The organism is Ruminococcus difficilis (assembly GCF_016680995.1).
In genome coordinates this window covers 69,570-86,507 of record NZ_JAEQMG010000035.1, presented here as the reverse complement: position 1 = coordinate 86,507, position 16,938 = coordinate 69,570, and the positions used below count along the sequence as shown (strand labels likewise).

At 53.6% G+C, this 16,938-nt stretch carries 16 protein-coding genes; 13 read left to right on the top strand and 3 right to left on the bottom strand.

Going from position 1 to position 16,938, the window contains the following annotated elements; all coding sequences use genetic code 11:
* Positions 1-735 precede the first annotated feature (735 nt).
* Positions 736-3,090 (top strand): anaerobic ribonucleoside triphosphate reductase, encoded by a 2,355-nt coding sequence (locus JKK62_RS02100; RefSeq protein ID WP_201426752.1) that lies wholly within the window; start codon positions 736-738, stop codon positions 3,088-3,090.
* 239 nt (positions 3,091-3,329) lie between these two features.
* Positions 3,330-3,851: an anaerobic ribonucleoside-triphosphate reductase activating protein gene (gene nrdG, locus JKK62_RS02095; RefSeq protein WP_201426751.1), complete on the top strand. Its 522-nt coding sequence runs from the start codon at positions 3,330-3,332 to the stop codon at positions 3,849-3,851.
* A gap of 166 nt (positions 3,852-4,017) precedes the next feature.
* Here nrdG and JKK62_RS02090 read toward each other — a convergent pair whose 3' ends face one another.
* A complete protein-coding gene (locus JKK62_RS02090) occupies positions 4,018-4,248 on the bottom strand; it encodes a hypothetical protein (RefSeq protein ID WP_201426750.1) in 231 nt (76 codons plus the stop codon).
* Positions 4,249-4,483: 235 nt separating this feature from the next.
* Between JKK62_RS02090 and JKK62_RS02085 the strand changes: the two genes are divergently transcribed.
* The 11 genes from JKK62_RS02085 to JKK62_RS02035 all read left to right on the top strand — a co-directional run bounded on the left by JKK62_RS02085 (position 4,484) and on the right by JKK62_RS02035 (position 14,817).
* Positions 4,484-4,831 (top strand): DRTGG domain-containing protein, encoded by a 348-nt coding sequence (locus JKK62_RS02085; RefSeq protein ID WP_201426749.1) that lies wholly within the window; start codon positions 4,484-4,486, stop codon positions 4,829-4,831.
* Positions 4,828-5,253, top strand: a complete 426-nt coding sequence (locus tag JKK62_RS02080; RefSeq protein WP_201426748.1) for an ATP-binding protein — start codon at positions 4,828-4,830, stop codon at positions 5,251-5,253. Before JKK62_RS02085 ends, JKK62_RS02080 begins: the two co-directional genes overlap by 4 nt.
* A 272-nt stretch (positions 5,254-5,525) precedes the next feature.
* Entirely contained in the window at positions 5,526-6,800 is a 1,275-nt protein-coding gene (locus JKK62_RS02075; RefSeq protein ID WP_201426747.1) for a [Fe-Fe] hydrogenase large subunit C-terminal domain-containing protein, read from the top strand.
* Complete coding sequence (locus JKK62_RS02070; RefSeq protein WP_201426746.1) at positions 6,797-7,165, top strand: hypothetical protein; 369 nt, start codon at positions 6,797-6,799, stop codon at positions 7,163-7,165. Before JKK62_RS02075 ends, JKK62_RS02070 begins: the two co-directional genes overlap by 4 nt.
* 233 nt (positions 7,166-7,398) lie before the next feature.
* A complete protein-coding gene (locus JKK62_RS02065) occupies positions 7,399-7,731 on the top strand; it encodes a DRTGG domain-containing protein (RefSeq protein WP_201426745.1) in 333 nt (110 codons plus the stop codon).
* 5 nt (positions 7,732-7,736) lie between these two features.
* On the top strand, positions 7,737-8,456 hold the full coding sequence (locus tag JKK62_RS02060) for a PHP domain-containing protein (protein ID WP_201426744.1): 720 nt from the start codon (positions 7,737-7,739) through the stop codon (positions 8,454-8,456).
* Between the two features lie 1,356 nt (positions 8,457-9,812).
* Positions 9,813-10,313: an NADH-quinone oxidoreductase subunit NuoE family protein gene (locus tag JKK62_RS02055; protein ID WP_201426743.1), complete on the top strand. Its 501-nt coding sequence runs from the start codon at positions 9,813-9,815 to the stop codon at positions 10,311-10,313.
* Positions 10,313-10,861, top strand: coding sequence for an ATP-binding protein (locus JKK62_RS02050; protein ID WP_201426742.1), 549 nt, complete (start codon positions 10,313-10,315; stop codon positions 10,859-10,861). Before JKK62_RS02055 ends, JKK62_RS02050 begins: the two co-directional genes overlap by 1 nt.
* A gap of 2 nt (positions 10,862-10,863) precedes the next feature.
* A complete protein-coding gene (locus tag JKK62_RS02045) occupies positions 10,864-11,235 on the top strand; it encodes a (2Fe-2S) ferredoxin domain-containing protein (protein ID WP_201426741.1) in 372 nt (123 codons plus the stop codon).
* 10 nt (positions 11,236-11,245) lie between these two features.
* Positions 11,246-13,054, top strand: a complete 1,809-nt coding sequence (gene nuoF, locus JKK62_RS02040) for an NADH-quinone oxidoreductase subunit NuoF (RefSeq protein WP_201426740.1) — start codon at positions 11,246-11,248, stop codon at positions 13,052-13,054.
* A 17-nt stretch (positions 13,055-13,071) separates the two neighbouring features.
* Positions 13,072-14,817 carry an NADH-dependent [FeFe] hydrogenase, group A6 gene (locus JKK62_RS02035; RefSeq protein WP_201426739.1) on the top strand — a complete coding sequence of 582 codons (1,746 nt, stop codon included), beginning with the start codon at positions 13,072-13,074 and terminating at the stop codon, positions 14,815-14,817.
* Positions 14,818-15,067: 250 nt separating this feature from the next.
* Here JKK62_RS02035 and JKK62_RS02030 read toward each other — a convergent pair whose 3' ends face one another.
* On the bottom strand, positions 15,068-15,244 hold the full coding sequence (locus tag JKK62_RS02030) for a hypothetical protein (protein ID WP_201426738.1): 177 nt from the start codon (positions 15,242-15,244) through the stop codon (positions 15,068-15,070).
* Positions 15,245-16,076: 832 nt separating this feature from the next.
* Entirely contained in the window at positions 16,077-16,448 is a 372-nt protein-coding gene (locus tag JKK62_RS02025; RefSeq protein ID WP_201426737.1) for a hypothetical protein, read from the bottom strand.
* Positions 16,449-16,938: the final 490 nt, after the last annotated feature.

Sequence of the window (16,938 nt, the reverse complement as noted above, 5' to 3'; positions counted from 1 at the left end):
AATGTATGCTTCCGTAGGGATGACCATTGGTCATCCGCAGAATGCCGGGCGTTTCTGTTATCGAAAGCCATAGATAGGAAATCTATGCTTCTACCAAGCGGATGGTCAATGACCATCCCGTAGCGTTACGGAAAAATTGATTTGCTCCGCATATTAATATCATCTTCACAAACGTTTCGGGAGGAGCATTCCTCGGCGGAGACGCCTCCCCCTCTGTCACTTCGTGACGTCTCCCCAACGGGGAGCACCCCTCCCCTACAAATATGCTGAAACTCTTCCTTACAATCATCATTATTCATTCTTCAGTCTTCAATCTTCAGTTTTAAGTACACACGCCCCTCCCCTACATTACGTTCATCTTCCTCTTTCACGCCGCGTTTTTCATCCGCAAATTGCCCGCCGAGCGTCCGATCTCTCTTTTTTCTTAAATCAAATTAACCATGACATGAATTTTACCGATTGTTACAAGAATGAAACTGAACACAAGATATTGTGGTGGGTGATAACCCGCTCACAAGAACTTGTTATAATTCTTTTTTGACAACATTTTACAAAATCTTATCAAATTGCCCAAAGTTTTATTTTTTTCTCGTATAAAATACCGATTGATTTCACGCCGTCTTTCTGCTATATTTAGTCAGGATTTCGCCTGCGGCATAAGATGCGGCAGCAGGCACACCTTTTGTAACAAAAAGATTACAACGAAACCAAAATCGAGAATGTGAAGGAGAAATTATGATCACCAAAATCGTAAAGCGCGACGGACGCGCGGTTGAATTCGACAAAGAAAAGATCACTCAGGCGATCTACAAGGCGGCTCACGCCATCGGCGGCAACGACTATGACAGCGCCGAGGAGCTCGCCGGCAAGGTTATCGAATACTTAGAGGCGGAGGACAACGACAATCCCTCTGTCGAGCACGTACAGGATACCGTTGAGAAGATCCTGATCGAGAACGGTCACGCCAGAACCGCGAAGGAGTTCATCCTCTATCGCGCGGAGCGTACCAGAGTCCGCGAGATGAACACCAAGCTGATGAAGATCTATGAGGATCTGACCTTCAAATCCGCGAAGGATAACGACGTCAAGCGTGAGAACGCCAACATCGACGGCGATACCGCGATGGGCACCATGCTCAAATACGGCTCCGAGGGCGCGAAGGAATTCTATCAGATGTATGTCCTCAACCCCAAGTTCGCCAAGGCGCACCGCGAGGGCGACATCCATATCCATGACCTCGACTTCCTCACCCTCACCACCACCTGCTGCCAGATCGATTTGTTGAAGCTCTTCAAGGACGGCTTTAGCACCGGTCACGGCTTCATCCGTGAACCCAACGATATCTCCACCTACGGCGCGCTCGCCTGCATCGCGATCCAGTCTAACCAGAACGACCAGCACGGCGGTCAGTCCGTACCGAACTTCGATTACAGCATGGCGCCCGGCGTCACCAAGACCTATAACAAGCGTTATCGCGCGAACCTCGCCCGCGGTGCTGAGCTGCTCGCCGACGACGAGAACGCCAAGGAAAACATCGAAGCGATCTGCGCCGCGGCGGAAGCCTCTACCGGCGACCTCGCCAAGCTCGAATCCACCGCTGAGTACGACGCGAAGGAGCTCGAACTGCTGACCGGTCAGTACGGTGAGAAGATCGCCGGAAAATTACAGCGTTTTGCGAAGAAGCACGCGCTTGCCGAGACCGACCGCGCGACCTTCCAGGCGATGGAAGCGGTCGTCCACAACCTCAACACCATGCACTCCCGCGCGGGCGCTCAGGTACCGTTCTCCTCCATCAACTACGGCACCGACACCTCTCCCGAGGGCAGAATGGTCATCAAGAATATCCTGCTCGCGACCGAAAAGGGCCTTGGCAACGGCGAGACCCCGATCTTCCCCGTCCACATCTTCAAGGTCAAGGAGGGCATCAACTACAATCCCGAGGATCCCAACTACGATCTGTTCAAGCTGAGCTTCCGCGTATCGGCTAAACGCCTCTTCCCCAACTATGCGTTCATCGACGCGCCGTACAACCTTGCTTACTACAAGCCCGGTCATCCCGAGACCGAGGTAGCTTACATGGGCTGCCGTACCCGCGTCATCGGCAACCGCCACGATCCTTCCCGCGAGATCACCTACGGCAGAGGCAATTTAAGCTTCACCTCCATCAACCTCCCCCGTCTCGCGATCCTTTCCAACAAAAACATCGACTTCTTCTTTGATCAGCTCGACCGCATGCTCGATCTGTGTATCGACCAGATCCTCGAGCGCTTTGAGATCCAGTGCCAGAAGCACGTGCGCAACTATCCGTTCCTGATGGGTCAGGGCGTATGGATCGACTCCGACAAGCTCTCAATCGACGACGAGGTACGCGAGGTCTTGAAGCACGGCACCCTGTCCATCGGCTTCATCGGCTTGGCGGAAGCGCTGGTAGCTTTGATCGGCAAGCATCACGGCGAGAGCGAAGAGGCTCAGCGTCTGGGCTTGGAGATCGTCTCCTTCATGCGCAAGAAGCTGGATAAGCAGAGCGAAAAGACAGGTCTGAACTTCACCTGCCTCGCGACTCCGGCAGAGGGTCTGTCCGGCAGATTCGTCCGCATCGACAAGGAGCGCTTCGGCTCCATCAAGGGCGTGACCGACCGTGAGTATTACACCAACTCCTTCCATGTCCCGGTCTACTTCCCCATCAACGCTTTCGATAAGATCAAGCTCGAGGCGCCGTATCACGCACTGACCAACGCGGGTCATATCTCCTACATCGAGCTCGACGGCGATCCCTCCGAGAACCTCGAGGCATTCGAGCAGGTCGTTCGCTGCATGAAGGAAGAGGGCATCGGCTACGGCTCGATCAACCATCCTGTCGACCGCGATCCCGTCTGCGGCTATACCGGCATCATCGGCGATTATTGCCCGCAGTGCGGCAGAAAGATCATCAAGAACGGCGCGCAGGTCGAGCGTATTCGCCGTATCACCGGCTATCTTGTCGGTACTCTTGACCGCTTCAACAACGCCAAAAAGGCTGAGGTCAAGGACAGAGTCAAGCACAGTGTGATCGCCGCAGATGACTGCGGCTGTGACCTAGAGGCGGTTTGAAACATTGATTTAGCAGAACGTTGACAGCCTCCCTTTGGTAAAGGGAGGTGGGCTTGCGGACGCGCTTGTCCGCAAGCTCGGAGGGATTGCATCATTGATCGAGCGCAAGCGAGATACCGATATTATTTGGTTGGTCGCTATGCTCTGTTTATACAATCCCTCAGTCGACGTTCGTCGACAGCTCCCTTTCCCAAAGGGAGCCTTTTCATGTCCGATATCAACATACAAAGGAGCAAATCATGTCCGAAACCAAAACACCCCTGCGCCTTGCGGGCGTTGTGAGAGAAAGCATCGTAGACGGTCCCGGCATCCGCATGACGGTCTTTGTACAGGGCTGTCCGCACCACTGCAAGGGCTGTCACAATCAGCATACATGGGACTTTGAGGGCGGTTATCAAAGCTCGGTCGAGCGCGTGCTCGAAGAAGCCGCCAAGGATCCGCTGCTCAAGGGCGTGACCCTGTCGGGCGGCGAACCCTTCTGTCAGGCAGAGGCGCTGACCGTGCTGGCGAAAAGAGCGCACAAGATGGGGCTGAACGTCTTTTGCTACAGCGGCTTCACCTTTGAAAAGCTGATGGCGGATTTTGATACGCACCCCGAATACAAGGCGCTGCTTGAGCAGTGCGACTGGCTGGTGGACGGTCCCTTTATTGAGGAAGAGATGAGCCTGATGCTCCATTTCCGCGGCAGCCGCAACCAGCGCATCTTAGATGTACCGAAGTCCCTCAAAGAGGGTAAGGCGGTGCTGTCGGAATACCACTGATCGCGCGTTATCGTGAAATGACAACAGAACAGAATAAGGTGAAAGAGCGTCGGAAATCCGGCGCTTTTTTTCGGAGAACGGAGAACAGAGAACGGAGAACGGTGGTGGGAAAGCCTGTCGGCTTTTGGATTGATAGTTTTTTCGGAGAACGGTTAACGGTTAATGGTTAACGGTGGTGGGAAACGCTGACGCGTTTTGGATTGATAGTTTTTTGGAGAACGGAGAACAGAGAACGGAGAACGGTGGTGGGAAAGCCTGTCGGCTTTTGGATTGATAGTTTTTTCGGAGAACGGTGGTGGGAAACGCTGACGCGTTTTAGATTGATATAATGACCGTAAAATATAACGTCCGTAACTCTTTGCAAGTCACGGATGTTTTGTCTGTTAATGTATTTCACCGAAATCCATACAAATCAGGTGCGGACGGAGTCCGCCCTTCACCGTTCTCCGTTCTCCATTCTCCGTTCTCCGTTTAGTCATTTTCACCAACATTCTCCCCCACATTTTGCCGCATTTGTCCTGTTGTAAAACGGTGGATTTTGTGATAAAATGAATGTGTATGTAAGATTGATCTACATAATTCTTTTACAGAATAATCATTTCAATACACACATCTTGAAAGGATGGAAAACCATGGTAGTTAAGGATATTATTGACATCTTAGAGGGCGAAGTCATCTGTGAGGGCAACCTCGACGCCGAAATCAAAACCGCCTGCGGTTCCGATATGATGAGCGACGTGCTGGCATTCGTCAAGGATCAGAGCGTTCTGCTGACCGGTCTGGTCAACCCGCAGGTCGTGCGCACCGCCGAGATGATGGACATGGCGTGCATCGTCTTTGTCCGCGGCAAAATGCCCGATCAGGGGATTATCGATCTTGCCGAACAGCGCGACATCACCCTGATCAAGACCCGCTACAGAATGTTTACCGCCTGCGGCAAGCTCTATGAGGGCGGACTTTCCGGAGGTACCGCGGTATGAGCAACATCCATCTTCATTACGAGGTCAGCGGAGAGGACTTCACCCGTGCCGGTGAAGCGTCCGGCTCCGTCAAAAAGCGCCTCAAAGCGCTGGGCTACAACACCGACGCCATCCGCAGAGTCGCGATCGCGATGTACGAGGCGGAGATCAACATGGTCATCCACGCCGAGGGCGGCTTTGTCGACGTCGACATCTTCCCCGATCATGTGAATGTTCTGCTCTCCGACAAGGGACCCGGCATCCCCGACGTCGAAAAGGCGATGCAGGAGGGCTTTTCCACCGCGCCCGATAACGTCCGCAACCTCGGCTTCGGCGCGGGCATGGGTCTGCCGAATATCAAGAAATACACCGACGACATGCGGATCGAGACCGAGATCGGCAAAGGCACGGATTTATATCTGACTGTCAATGTGAAAGAATAAGAGAATTGTTTTGGTTAACGGTTAATGGTTAACAGTTAACGGTGAAGGGAGGACTTGAGGAGTTGTCCAAATCTCTGATTTGGTTTACAATTCCCATGCAACAGCGCTCCAAGAGCGGATTTATTCGCGATTGGCTAAGCGCCACTGCCCGTCCTCACCTGTTTTATAATAATTACAATTCAAGAATCCGTAAGGATTTTCCCACAACCGTTAACCGTTCACCGTTATCCGTTAACCGATAATTGATAACCGAACGAATTACCAGGTAAGCTATGAACAATAATTATTTCCACTCTGTCGTGCTGGACGCGGATCTGTGCTGCGGGTGTACCAACTGCCTCAAGCGCTGTCCCACCGAAGCAATCCGCATCCGTGACGGCAAGGCGCATATCCTCTCCGAGAGGTGCATTGACTGCGGCGAGTGCATTCGCATCTGTCCGCATCATGCCAAACGCGCCCGTTCCAATTCAATAGAAGAGATCAAACCCTTTAAGGTCAAGATCGCCATCCCCGCGCCCGCGCTGTTCGGTCAGTTCAACAACCTCAACGATATCGACATCGTGCTGACAGGTCTGCGCGCCATGGGCTTTGACGTCATTTATGAGGTCAGCCGCGCGGCGGAGCTGGTGAGCGAGGCGACACGCCAACTGATACGGGATAAGAAGCTCCGCTTCCCGATCATCAGCTCGGCATGTCCCGCGATCGTCCGACTGATCAAGATCCGCTTTCCCGAGCTGTGCGGCAACGTCATGCCGCTTTTGGCGCCTATGGAGGTCGCCGCGAGGATGGCGCGCCGTGAGGTGATCGACATCACGGGGCTGAGCGACGACGACATCGGCGTGTTCTTCATCACGCCCTGCCCCGCCAAGGTCACCGAGATCAACAACCCGAACGGCTGTGAGAAAAGCGCTGTCACCGGCGCGATCGCGATCTCGCAGATCTACCCCGAGCTCACCTCCAAGATGGATAAGCTCAAGACCGTAGAGCCGATCGCCCAATCCGGCTTGATCGGCGTAGGCTGGGCGACCTCCGGCGGTGAGGCTGCCGCCATGCTGGGCGACAAATATCTGGCTGCCGACGGCATCGAGAACGTCATCCGCGTCCTCGAGGAGCTGGAGGATGAGCACATCCACGGCGTCGATTTCATCGAGCTCAACGCCTGCTCCGGCGGCTGTGTCGGCGGCGTCTTAGCTGTCGAGAATCCCTATGTCGCGCAGGCGCGTATCCAGAATCTGCGAAAGTATCTGCCCGTTTCTCTCAACCACCTCGACCGCAGGGAGATTGATGGGATGAAATGGGAGAACGAGCTGGAATTCAACGCCGAGAGCTTCCGTCTGTCGGACGACATCATCGAGGCGATGGATATGATGGAGAAGATGGAGGAGATCTGCAAGACCCTGCCCGGACTGGACTGCGGCTCCTGCGGCGCTCCGACCTGCCGCGCGTTGGCGGAGGATATCGTCAAGGGCATCGCCAAGGAGACCGAATGTATCCACAAGCTCAAGGCGAAGATCCAGTCCGTCTACGATCAGCTGGGTAATCTATGAGCGAGAATCAACTGACTCCGCGTGAGCGGGAGTATCTGGACTGCGAGGTGCCGATGGTAGAAAATGGCGCCGCCGCGAAACGGCTCACCGTCGGGATCCTGACCTCACTGGTGCAGTCGGTCGTCACACCCGGCGGCGGCAAGGCTGACCAAAAGCTGTTCCGCACCATCCGCGAGATCCGCTATACCAAATACAAAAAAGCGGTGCTCCGCAAGCTCGACGGCACACCCGAAAAGAATGATGAAAAAATCCTCAAGAAGCTCAACAAAAAGGAATTCGCATTGGGCTCGGACAGCTTCGACCCCGATGAATACACCAGACAGATCTATGAGGAATATATGAAATCACACAATAATGGTGAATGACTAATAGATAATGGTGAATGGTTGATGGTGGGCGTTGCCCACACCCTTTTATTTGTTTCTCTGATTAAGTATTTCTAAAACAAGCACACGTATCCCGACTGTACCCGAAACCCAACACCTCAAAGAGTCGAGAACGTTTCTGTTTTCTGACTTTCTATCAATCAAAAACGCGTCAGCGTTTCCCGACACCATTCACCATTCACTATTCACCATTCACCAAGAAAGGATATATCATGACTGTCAAAGAACTGATCGACCAACTGGAACTAAAGATCCTCGTGGAGGATGACCTTGACCGCTCGGTTGAGGATTGCTATATCGGCGACCTGCTCAGCTGGGTCATGGGCAGAGCGCCCGCCGACAGCGCGTGGCTGACCGTCATGGGCAACATCAACAGTATCGCCGTGGCGACGCTGGCGGATGTGAGCTGTATCATCCTCGTAGAGAATGCCGCCCTCGACGATAACGCGCGTCAGAAGGCGGAGATGCACGGCGTAAACATCCTCACCACCGAGGAAAACGCCTACCGGCTCGCTGTCAAGATCAGCAAGCTGCTCGAAGGATAATTCTTATGCAGAAATATTATTATGACCTGCACCTGCATTCCTGCCTGTCTCCGTGCGGCGATATGGACATGACGCCCAACAACATCGTCAACATGGCAAAGCTGCTCGGGCTGGATGTGATCGCGCTGACCGACCACAACACCTCGCTCAACTGCGAGGCGGCGATCAAGGTCGGCGAGGAGGTCGGCGTACTGGTCATCCCCGGGATGGAGCTGACCACCAGTGAGGATATCCACGCGGTATGCCTCTTCCCCACCCTCGAAAAGGCGCTGGCTTTCTCACAGTATGTCGATGAGAACCGCATCCATATCAAGAACAGAGCGGAGATCTACGGACGACAGGTGCGGATGAACGAAAACGATGAAGAGATCGGTGAGATCGAGGATCTGCTCCTGCCCGGCTCATTCATCGGCATGTATGACGCGTACCGCAAAGCCAAGGAGTTCGGCGGTATCTGCTACCCCGCCCACATCGACCGTGACTCGCTGTCGATCCTCGCCGTACTGGGTGAGATCGACCCCTACTGCGGGTTTCAAACCGCGGAGCTTGCCGACATCTCCAAGCTGGACGAGCTGAAAAAGCAGCACCCCATCCTCGAGCACATGAACATCATCACCTGCTCCGACGCGCATTACCTCGAGAACATGCGCGACGCCGCGAATACCATTGAGCTGCCTGAGCTGACAAGAGAAGCGGTAATTGAATATCTGGACACACAAAGATGACCGTCTTGCGAGAGCAGGGCGGTTATTTTAGTGAGGAGTGAGGAGTGAGGAGTTGTGGTGTAAATGAAACGTCTATCGTAGGGGAGGATATTGTTGCTCCCGTGGTAGAAGAAAAGATAATACGGGGCATTGGTTGAGGATAATAAACGTAACCGTAGGGACGACCATTGGTCGTCCGCAGAATGACGGGCGTTTCCGATATCGAAAGCGTGAGATAGGAATACAATGCCTCTGCCATGCGGATGGTCAATGACCATCCCTACGGAGAAAAAGATGTATTCCGTGTTTGGATGAAATAATATAGGAAACGTTTCGGTATATTTGTAGGGGAGGGTCTTGACCCTCCCGCGGCAGAACGTTGGTCAAGATGCAATGTCCGTTGAGGAGCCGAACGTATTGTAGGGTACGGCATTTTGAGGAGTTGTCCAAATCTATGATTTGGTATACAACTCCCATGCAACAGCGCTCCAAGAGCAGATTTATCTGCGATTGGCTAAGCGCCACTGTATGACGTACCGCAGAATGACGGGCGTTTCCGATATCGAAAGCGTGAGACAGGAATACAATGCCTCTGCCATGCGGACGAGCAATGCTCGTCCCTACGGAGGACAGGAGTTTTGGATTATAAAAGCCTTCCCCTCGGGGAGATTCCCCTGTTAGGGGAAATGGGCAAAGCCCAAAAGGGTTGCCGTTCCTGCAAGGAAAAGGTGGCTCGGCGGATGCCGAGTCGGATGAGGGGCTGAGTAAGTCGAAAGATCATCTTAACAAAGAGAATGAAGCATTTCTGTTATCCTCGGTAGACATACAGCCCCACCGAATCCTGCGTCTATGTGAAAGGTTGTCCCCTCATCCGTCTCCCGTTGGTCGACACCTTCTCCTCGCCGGAAGCGGCTCCCCCCTTGTCCTTCGGACATTCCCCCAACGGGGGTACCCCGAGGGGAAGGCTTTTTTCTCAACTCCTCACTCCTAACTCCTAACTCCTCACTCCTCACTCCTAACTCCTAACTCCCCGTCGCTTTACTGCTTTAAAACTTGCAAAAGTGATGGCGTTTTGCAAGATATTATTCTAATTGGGAAATATAAATGTCCCGATCATCATAAAACAAACCCGTGTCAGATCCTATCAAACATGGTTAGCTTTTGCTAACTTTCTGAGAATGAAAATCCCTGCATTTTTTGCCGATATTTGCACGAAAAATTTGCGTTAATTTATAGACAATCCGACTCAAATGTGGTATGATGGTAGCGTAAGTATGTATAGGTTTTCTATCGATGATGAATCGCAGTTTCGCAAGAGCCTATTTGAATTATTCGCTACAATTCGCTTACAAAGAATTTGTTCAAGGAGGAATTAAGATGCTTAAAAAAATCAGCAGCCTGCCGTTTCAGGGCACACCTGAACAGGAAGCGCAGCTCAAGGAAGTCATCCGGAAGCACAAGGATGATCCCGGCGCTGTGATGCCCGTATTGCAGGAGGCACAGGACATCTACGGCTATCTGCCGCTTGAGGTTCAGCAGATGATCGCGGAGGGTCTGAACGTACCCGTAGACGAGGTGTACGGCGTTGCGACCTTCTACAGCCAGTTTGCGCTCTCCCCCAAGGGTAAGTATAACATCAGCGTATGCCTGGGTACCGCCTGCTATGTCAAGGGCTCCGGCGACGTGCTCAACAGACTTTCCAGTGAGCTGGGCATTGAGGCTGAGGAATGTACCATGGACGGTATGTTCTCGCTGACAGCCTGCCGCTGCATCGGCGCGTGCGGTCTGGCTCCCGTCATGACCGTCAACGACGATGTTTACGGTCGTCTGGTCGCCGACGATGTACCCTCGATCCTCGCGAAATATAAGGAAGCGTAATGAGAGAGCTATCCCTGAACGTCATGGATGTGGCGCAGAACTCGGTGCGAGCCGAGGCGACTGTCGTGCGCATCACCGTGACCGAGAGCGACAAAGACGATCGGCTGACGATCGAGATCGCCGACAACGGCTGCGGCATGACGCAGGAACAGGTACAACAGGTCATCGACCCGTTCTTTACCACGCGTACTACACGCAAGGTCGGGCTGGGAGTCCCGCTGTTCAAGCTCAGCGCTGAACAGACCGGCGGCAGCTTTGACATACAGAGCGAAAAGGGCAAGGGTACCGTTACCACTGCCACGTATGTCAAGTCGCACGTGGACATGACCCCCTTGGGAGATATCAACTCCACCGTCAAGATCCTGATCCAATGCAATCCGGATATCGACTTTGTCTACACCTGCACCACCGATAACGGCAGCTTTACCCTCGACACAAGGGAGCTGCGCGAGGTGCTGGGTGACGTCAGTCTGGACACGCCCGACGTGCTGGAATGGATCGCGGATTATTTAGAAGAAAACACAAAGAGCATATATGGAGGTGCGTAAAAATGAAATCTTTAGCTGAGTTAAAGGCGATCAGAGATAAGGCACAGGCTGAGATGCGGATCCGTCAGGAGAACCCCAACGCTGCCCGCGTACTGGTCGGCATGGCTACCTGCGGTATCGCGGCAGGCGCCAGACCCGTTCTCAACGCCTTTGTAGAGGAGATCGCGAAGCGCGGTCTCAAGGACGTTACCGTGACACAGACAGGCTGCATCGGCATCTGTCAGTATGAGCCGGTCGTCGAGATCGAGATCCCCGGTGAGGAGAAGGTCACCTACGTCAAGATGACGCCCGAAAAGGCTGTCAAGGTCGTCAACGATCATCTCGTCAACCACAATGTCATCACCGAGTACACCATCGGCACTGCCACAAGATAAGGAGGACTAAATGTATCGTTCTAATGTACTTGTTTGCGGCGGTACCGGCTGTACCTCGTCAAACAGCTTACAAATTGCCGAGAAGCTCAAGGAAGAGCTGATCAAGAAGGGCCTCGAAAAGGAAGTCAACGTCATCACCACCGGCTGCTTCGGTCTGTGCGCGTTGGGTCCGATCATGGTCGTATACCCCGAGGGCTCCTTCTATTCGATGGTCAACATCGACGATGTTCCCGAGATCGTGGAGGAGCATCTGAACAAGGGTCGTATCGTTACCCGTCTCTTATATCAGGAGACCGTCGATAACGATTCCATCAAATCTCTGAACAAAACCGCTTTCTATGAGAAGCAGAAGCGTGTCGCGCTGCGCAACTGCGGCGTCATCGACCCCGAGAAGATCGACGACTACATCGCGCAGGACGGTTACGCGGCACTGGGCAAGGTGCTCACCGAGATGACCCCCGAAGAGGTCATCCAGACCATGCTCGATTCCGGTCTGAGAGGCCGCGGCGGCGCGGGCTTCCCCACCGGTCTGAAGTGGAAATTCGCGCGCGGCAACGACGCGGATCAGAAATACGTCTGCTGTAACGCGGATGAGGGCGACCCCGGCGCGTTCATGGATCGTTCCGTCCTCGAGGGCGACCCCCATGTCGTGCTCGAAGCGATGGCGATCGCCGGCTACGCGATCGGCGCTTCTCAGGGCTATATCTACGTAAGAGCGGAGTATCCGATCGCCGTCAAGCGTCTGCAGATCGCGATCGATCAGGCGCATGAATACGGACTCTTAGGTGAAGATATCTTCGGCACCGGCTTCAACTTTGACATCAAGATCCGCTTGGGCGCGGGCGCGTTCGTATGCGGTGAGGAGACCGCTCTGATGACCTCCATCGAAGGTAAGCGCGGCGAGCCCAGACCCCGTCCTCCGTTCCCGGCAGTCAAGGGTCTGTATCAGAAGCCCACTACCCTCAACAACGTTGAGACCTACGCGAACATCCCGCAGATCATCTTAAAAGGCGCGGATTGGTTCGCTTCTATGGGTACCGAAAAGAGCAAGGGTACCAAGGTATTCGCCTTAGGCGGCAAGATCAACCACACCGGTCTGGTCGAGGTCCCGATGGGCACCACGCTGAGAACCATCATCGAAGAGATCGGCGGCGGCATCCCCGGCGGCAAGAAGTTCAAGGCCGCGCAGACGGGCGGTCCCTCCGGCGGCTGTATCCCGGCTCAGCACCTCGACATCGAGATCGATTACGATAACCTGATCGCCATCGGCTCCATGATGGGCTCCGGCGGTCTGATCGTCATGGACGAGACCGACTGTATGGTCGATATCGCCAAGTTCTTCCTCGAGTTCACCGTTGACGAGAGCTGCGGTAAGTGTACGCCCTGCCGTATCGGCACCAAGCGTCTCTTAGAGATGCTCGAAAAGATCACCAAGGGTCAGGGTACCCTCGAGATGCTCGACGAGATGGAGGCGCTGTGCAACTACATCAAGGCGAACTCCCTGTGCGGTCTGGGTCAGACAGCACCCAACCCCGTTCTCTCCACCCTGCACTTCTTCCGTGACGAGTATGTCGCTCATGTCGTGGACAAGAAGTGTCCCGCGGGCGTATGTAAGGATCTGCTCCAGTACACCATCGTCAAGGACAGCTGTATGGGCTGCTCACTGTGCTCCCGCAAGTGCCCCGTCGGCGCGATTTCCGTCACCGACTACATCCCCGAGGGCAAGAAGAGACCCGCCTTTGAAATCGACCATAAGAAGTGTATCAAGTGCGGCGCTTGTATGGATTCTTGTAAGTTCAAGGCTATCGTCAAGGGTTAAGGGAAAGGAGAACCAACATGGAAATGCTTAACATCAAGATCAACGGCAAGGATTATACCGTTGAAAAGAATACAACGATTCTTCAAGCGTGCCATCAGTTCGGTATCAAGATCCCGACCTTGTGCTACCTGAAGGATATCAACGAGATCGGCGCCTGCCGTATGTGTCTGTGCGAGGTCAAGGGCGCGCGTTCCTTAGTCGCCGCCTGCGTCTACCCCATCGACCGTGACGGCACCGAGATCTTCACCAATACACCGCAGATTCGTCAGAATCGCAAGACCACCCTCGAGCTGCTGCTCAGTAACCACGACAAGAAATGTCTGTCCTGCCCCCGCAGCGACAACTGCGAACTGCAGCAGCTGTGTCTGGAATACGGCGTAGATGAAAACAAATACGCCGGCGCCGAGACCCATTATGAAGAAGACCACTCCACCCTGCACCTTGTCCGCAACAACAACAAGTGTATCCTTTGCCGCCGCTGTGTAGCCGCTTGTAAAGAGCAGTTCGTCGGCGTCATCGGCGCGAACAACCGCGGCTTTGATACCGCGATCGGCTGCGCGTTCGACAAGGATCTGGGCGAAGTCAGCTGCGTGAGCTGCGGTCAGTGTACCGTGGTATGCCCCACCGGCGCGCTGGTCGAGAAGGACAACACCGCCGAGGTATTTGAGGCGCTGGCTGATCCGACCAAGCACGTTGTCGTCCACACCGCGCCGTCCATCCGCGCGACCCTGGGCGAGTGCTTCGATATGCCGATCGGCTCTCTTGTCACCGGCAAGATGGTGACCGCGCTGAAAATGCTCGGCTTCGACAAGGTATTCGATACCAACTTCGGTGCTGACCTGACCATCATGGAAGAGGGCACCGAGTTCATCCAGAGAGTGAAGGACGGCGGCACACTGCCGATGATCACCTCCTGCTCACCCGGCTGGGTCAAGTTCTGCGAGCACTATTATCCCGACCTTCTCCCCCATCTGTCCACCTGTAAGTCCCCGCAGCAGATGCAGGGCGCGATGATCAAGAGCTACTACGCCGAGAAGGCAGGCATCGACCCGCGCGACATCGTCGTCGTATCCGTCATGCCCTGCGTCGCGAAGAAGTTCGAGATCACCCGTGACGATCAGGGGCACGACGATATGCAGGATAACGATATCTCCATCTCCACCAGAGAGCTGGCGAAGATGATCAAGACCGCGGGTATTCAGTTCACCGCGCTTGAGGACAGCGATTTTGATCCGCTCATGGCGGTCGGCTCCGGCGCGGGTACTATCTTCGGCGCGACCGGCGGCGTTATGGAAGCGGCGCTGAGAACCGTTGCCGATGTACTCACCGGCGACGATCTCAAGCAGATCGACTACAACGAGGTACGCGGTACCGACGGCATCAAGGAAGCTACCTATGAGGTAGCCGGTATGACCGTCAAGGTCGCTGTTGTCAGCGGTCTGAAGAATGCCGCTGTCATCCTCGACAAGATCAGAGCGGGTGAAGCGGACTATCAGTTCGTCGAGATCATGTGCTGCCCCGGCGGCTGTGTCAACGGCGGCGGTCAGCCCATCCAGCCCGGTCACGTGCGCAACTTCGTCGACCTCAAGGCGCTCAGAGCTAAGGCACTGTATCAGGACGACCTCGATCTGCCGTACAGAAAGAGCCACGACAACCCCGAGATCAAGGCGATCTACGAGGAGTTCCTCGGCGAGCCCGGCTCCCACAAGGCGCATGAGCTGCTGCATACCTCTTACGTCAAGAGAAAGAAGAACTTTGTATAATAGAATTGTAGCGATTCTGATAATACACCGAACGCCCGAGAGCAATCTCGGGCGTTTTGTTACGTCTGATTCTATTTGAATATGTGTAGCATAATAACGAATACATCATATTGTAAGGAAACATTTCAGTATATTTGTAGGGGAGGGTCTCGACCCTCCCGAGGTAGGGCGTCTGTTGAGATGTAACGTCGGTTGAGGAGATGTGCGTTTTGTAGGGGAGCGGCTTGCTGCTCCCGCGGTAGAACGTTGGTCATGATGCAATGTCCGTTGAGGAGCCGAACGTATTGTAGGGTACGGCACTTGACAAAGATACCACCGAAACGCGAAGCAAATCAATTCTGCCGTAGGGACGACCATTGGTCGTCCGCAGAATGACGAGCGTTTCCGATATCGAAAGCGTGAGATAGGAATACAATGCCTCTGCCATGCGGATGGTCAATGACCATCCCTACGGAGAAATAGATATATGCCGTGTTTGGATGAAATAATATAGGAAACGTTTCGGTAAATTTGTAGGGGAGCGGCTTTGAGGAGTTGTCCAAATCTGTGATTTGGTTTACAACTCCCATGCAACAGCGCTCCATCGTCGTTACACGCCGTACTCGATAAGCGTATCCGGTTGGTACGCTTTGATCTCGTGTGGCGGTTCCTCCTCTCCCCATAACTCGGAGAGTTATGGGGTCCTCTGTATCTGCGATTGGCTAAGCGCCACTGCTGCTGCTCCCGCGGTAGGGCGTAGGTTGAGATGTAACGTTGGTTGAGGAGATGTGCGTTTTGTAGGGTACGGGATGTCAGGCACGCGTGTCCAAGCGCCGTCCCCTACGGAATAATAGATCTGCTTCGCGTTTAAATGGCATATAGCGGAAACGTTACGGGAGGGTCGAGACCCTCCCCTACAATAGACGTTTCATTTACACTATAACTCCTAACTCCTAACTCCTAACTCCTAACTCCTAACCCCTAACTCCTCCCTCCTAACTAACAAAATGATCGTTTTCATCGTACAATCTCCCAAAATCCGCTTATCCATGCGGTTTTTCGATGTACGATACCGTAAATTCATATCGTACACGATCGTACCATCGCGATGGTTTACCGTACCGATGTGGGCTAACCCGCACTTCTGAACACCAATGCACGTAATCATACAAACTGCTAATACCTATACAAACACCCATGTGTATCAACAAACTACTTATGCTGTTAACACGATACGGCTTAACATGCCGCGCTGAACGGCTGTCAAACATCTGACAAGCCTACATGATCAACAGGTTTTGATCCTGCTGTTCATCGGTGTAGGCGTGATCGGGCTTGATCTCGGGCTGTTCCGACCATGGGTTGCGGATCACAGCGCCGTTGGGCGCGATATGGTCGATACTGCCCTTGCCGGGGATCGGCACATACTCTCCCCCGTCACCCGGATCAGGAATCGGAATCCCGATAGGGTGGACAGGCATGCCTGTTTGTTCTTGATCATCTACTAACGTTGATCTAACAAGTGAAGGTTCATGCTCACTGTCAGGTGTTCTGCCGACAGGTAACGTATGCTTCTCTGTATGACTGTCTGTATGCTTGGAGTCGGTTTTCGCACCGTGCTCCTCACGCATATGCTTCGGCTGATATTTCATACTATCATCTCCTTGACAATAGTATCTGCCGCTGTTCGCCCTTTACTCCCGCAGGACAAGCGGAAATCATTACCAATATCTTGCGTTTATCAATGACGCTGTCAGCAATTCATGATATAAAACGCCGTACAAAAAACGATAAGCCATCGCGATGGTACGATAAGATACGATAAGGTTTTACGCTATCGTACCGTCAAAAACCGCATGGATAAGCCGCTTTTTGGCATTTGTACGATAGAAACGATCATTTTGTTAGTTAGGAGGGAGGAGTTAGGAGTGAGAAGCGAGGAGTTAGGAGTTGAGTGAAAAGCCTTCCCCTCGGGGGCGCGTGCGCCTTTTTTCGTGTCACTGTAATGTACCGTTAAAAACAAAAAGCCTTCCCCTCGGGGCGAGCGCGCCTTTATCTATCCCACTGTAGCGTACTGCGAAATCAAAAAGCCTTCCCCCCGGGGAGATTCCCCTGTTAGGGGAAATGGGCAAAGCCCAAAAG

Bases quoted from the DNA above. Each gene is read 5' to 3' on its own strand.
- JKK62_RS02065 (WP_201426745.1), top strand. From the start codon at position 7,399: ATGACTGTCAAAGAACTGATCGACCAACTGGAACTAAAGATCCTCGTG.
- JKK62_RS02060 (WP_201426744.1), top strand. From the start codon at position 7,737: ATGCAGAAATATTATTATGACCTGCACCTGCATTCCTGCCTGTCTCCG.
- JKK62_RS02070 (WP_201426746.1), top strand. From the start codon at position 6,797: ATGAGCGAGAATCAACTGACTCCGCGTGAGCGGGAGTATCTGGACTGC.
- JKK62_RS02055 (WP_201426743.1), top strand. From the start codon at position 9,813: ATGCTTAAAAAAATCAGCAGCCTGCCGTTTCAGGGCACACCTGAACAG.
- JKK62_RS02100 (WP_201426752.1), top strand. From the start codon at position 736: ATGATCACCAAAATCGTAAAGCGCGACGGACGCGCGGTTGAATTCGAC.
- nuoF (WP_201426740.1), top strand. From the start codon at position 11,246: ATGTATCGTTCTAATGTACTTGTTTGCGGCGGTACCGGCTGTACCTCG.
- nrdG (WP_201426751.1), top strand. From the start codon at position 3,330: ATGTCCGAAACCAAAACACCCCTGCGCCTTGCGGGCGTTGTGAGAGAA.
- JKK62_RS02080 (WP_201426748.1), top strand. From the start codon at position 4,828: ATGAGCAACATCCATCTTCATTACGAGGTCAGCGGAGAGGACTTCACC.
- JKK62_RS02075 (WP_201426747.1), top strand. From the start codon at position 5,526: ATGAACAATAATTATTTCCACTCTGTCGTGCTGGACGCGGATCTGTGC.
- JKK62_RS02085 (WP_201426749.1), top strand. From the start codon at position 4,484: ATGGTAGTTAAGGATATTATTGACATCTTAGAGGGCGAAGTCATCTGT.
- JKK62_RS02025 (WP_201426737.1), bottom strand. From the start codon at position 16,448: ATGAAATATCAGCCGAAGCATATGCGTGAGGAGCACGGTGCGAAAACC.
- JKK62_RS02030 (WP_201426738.1), bottom strand. From the start codon at position 15,244: ATGGCAGAGGCATTGTATTCCTATCTCACGCTTTCGATATCGGAAACG.
- JKK62_RS02045 (WP_201426741.1), top strand. From the start codon at position 10,864: ATGAAATCTTTAGCTGAGTTAAAGGCGATCAGAGATAAGGCACAGGCT.
- JKK62_RS02035 (WP_201426739.1), top strand. From the start codon at position 13,072: ATGGAAATGCTTAACATCAAGATCAACGGCAAGGATTATACCGTTGAA.
- JKK62_RS02050 (WP_201426742.1), top strand. From the start codon at position 10,313: ATGAGAGAGCTATCCCTGAACGTCATGGATGTGGCGCAGAACTCGGTG.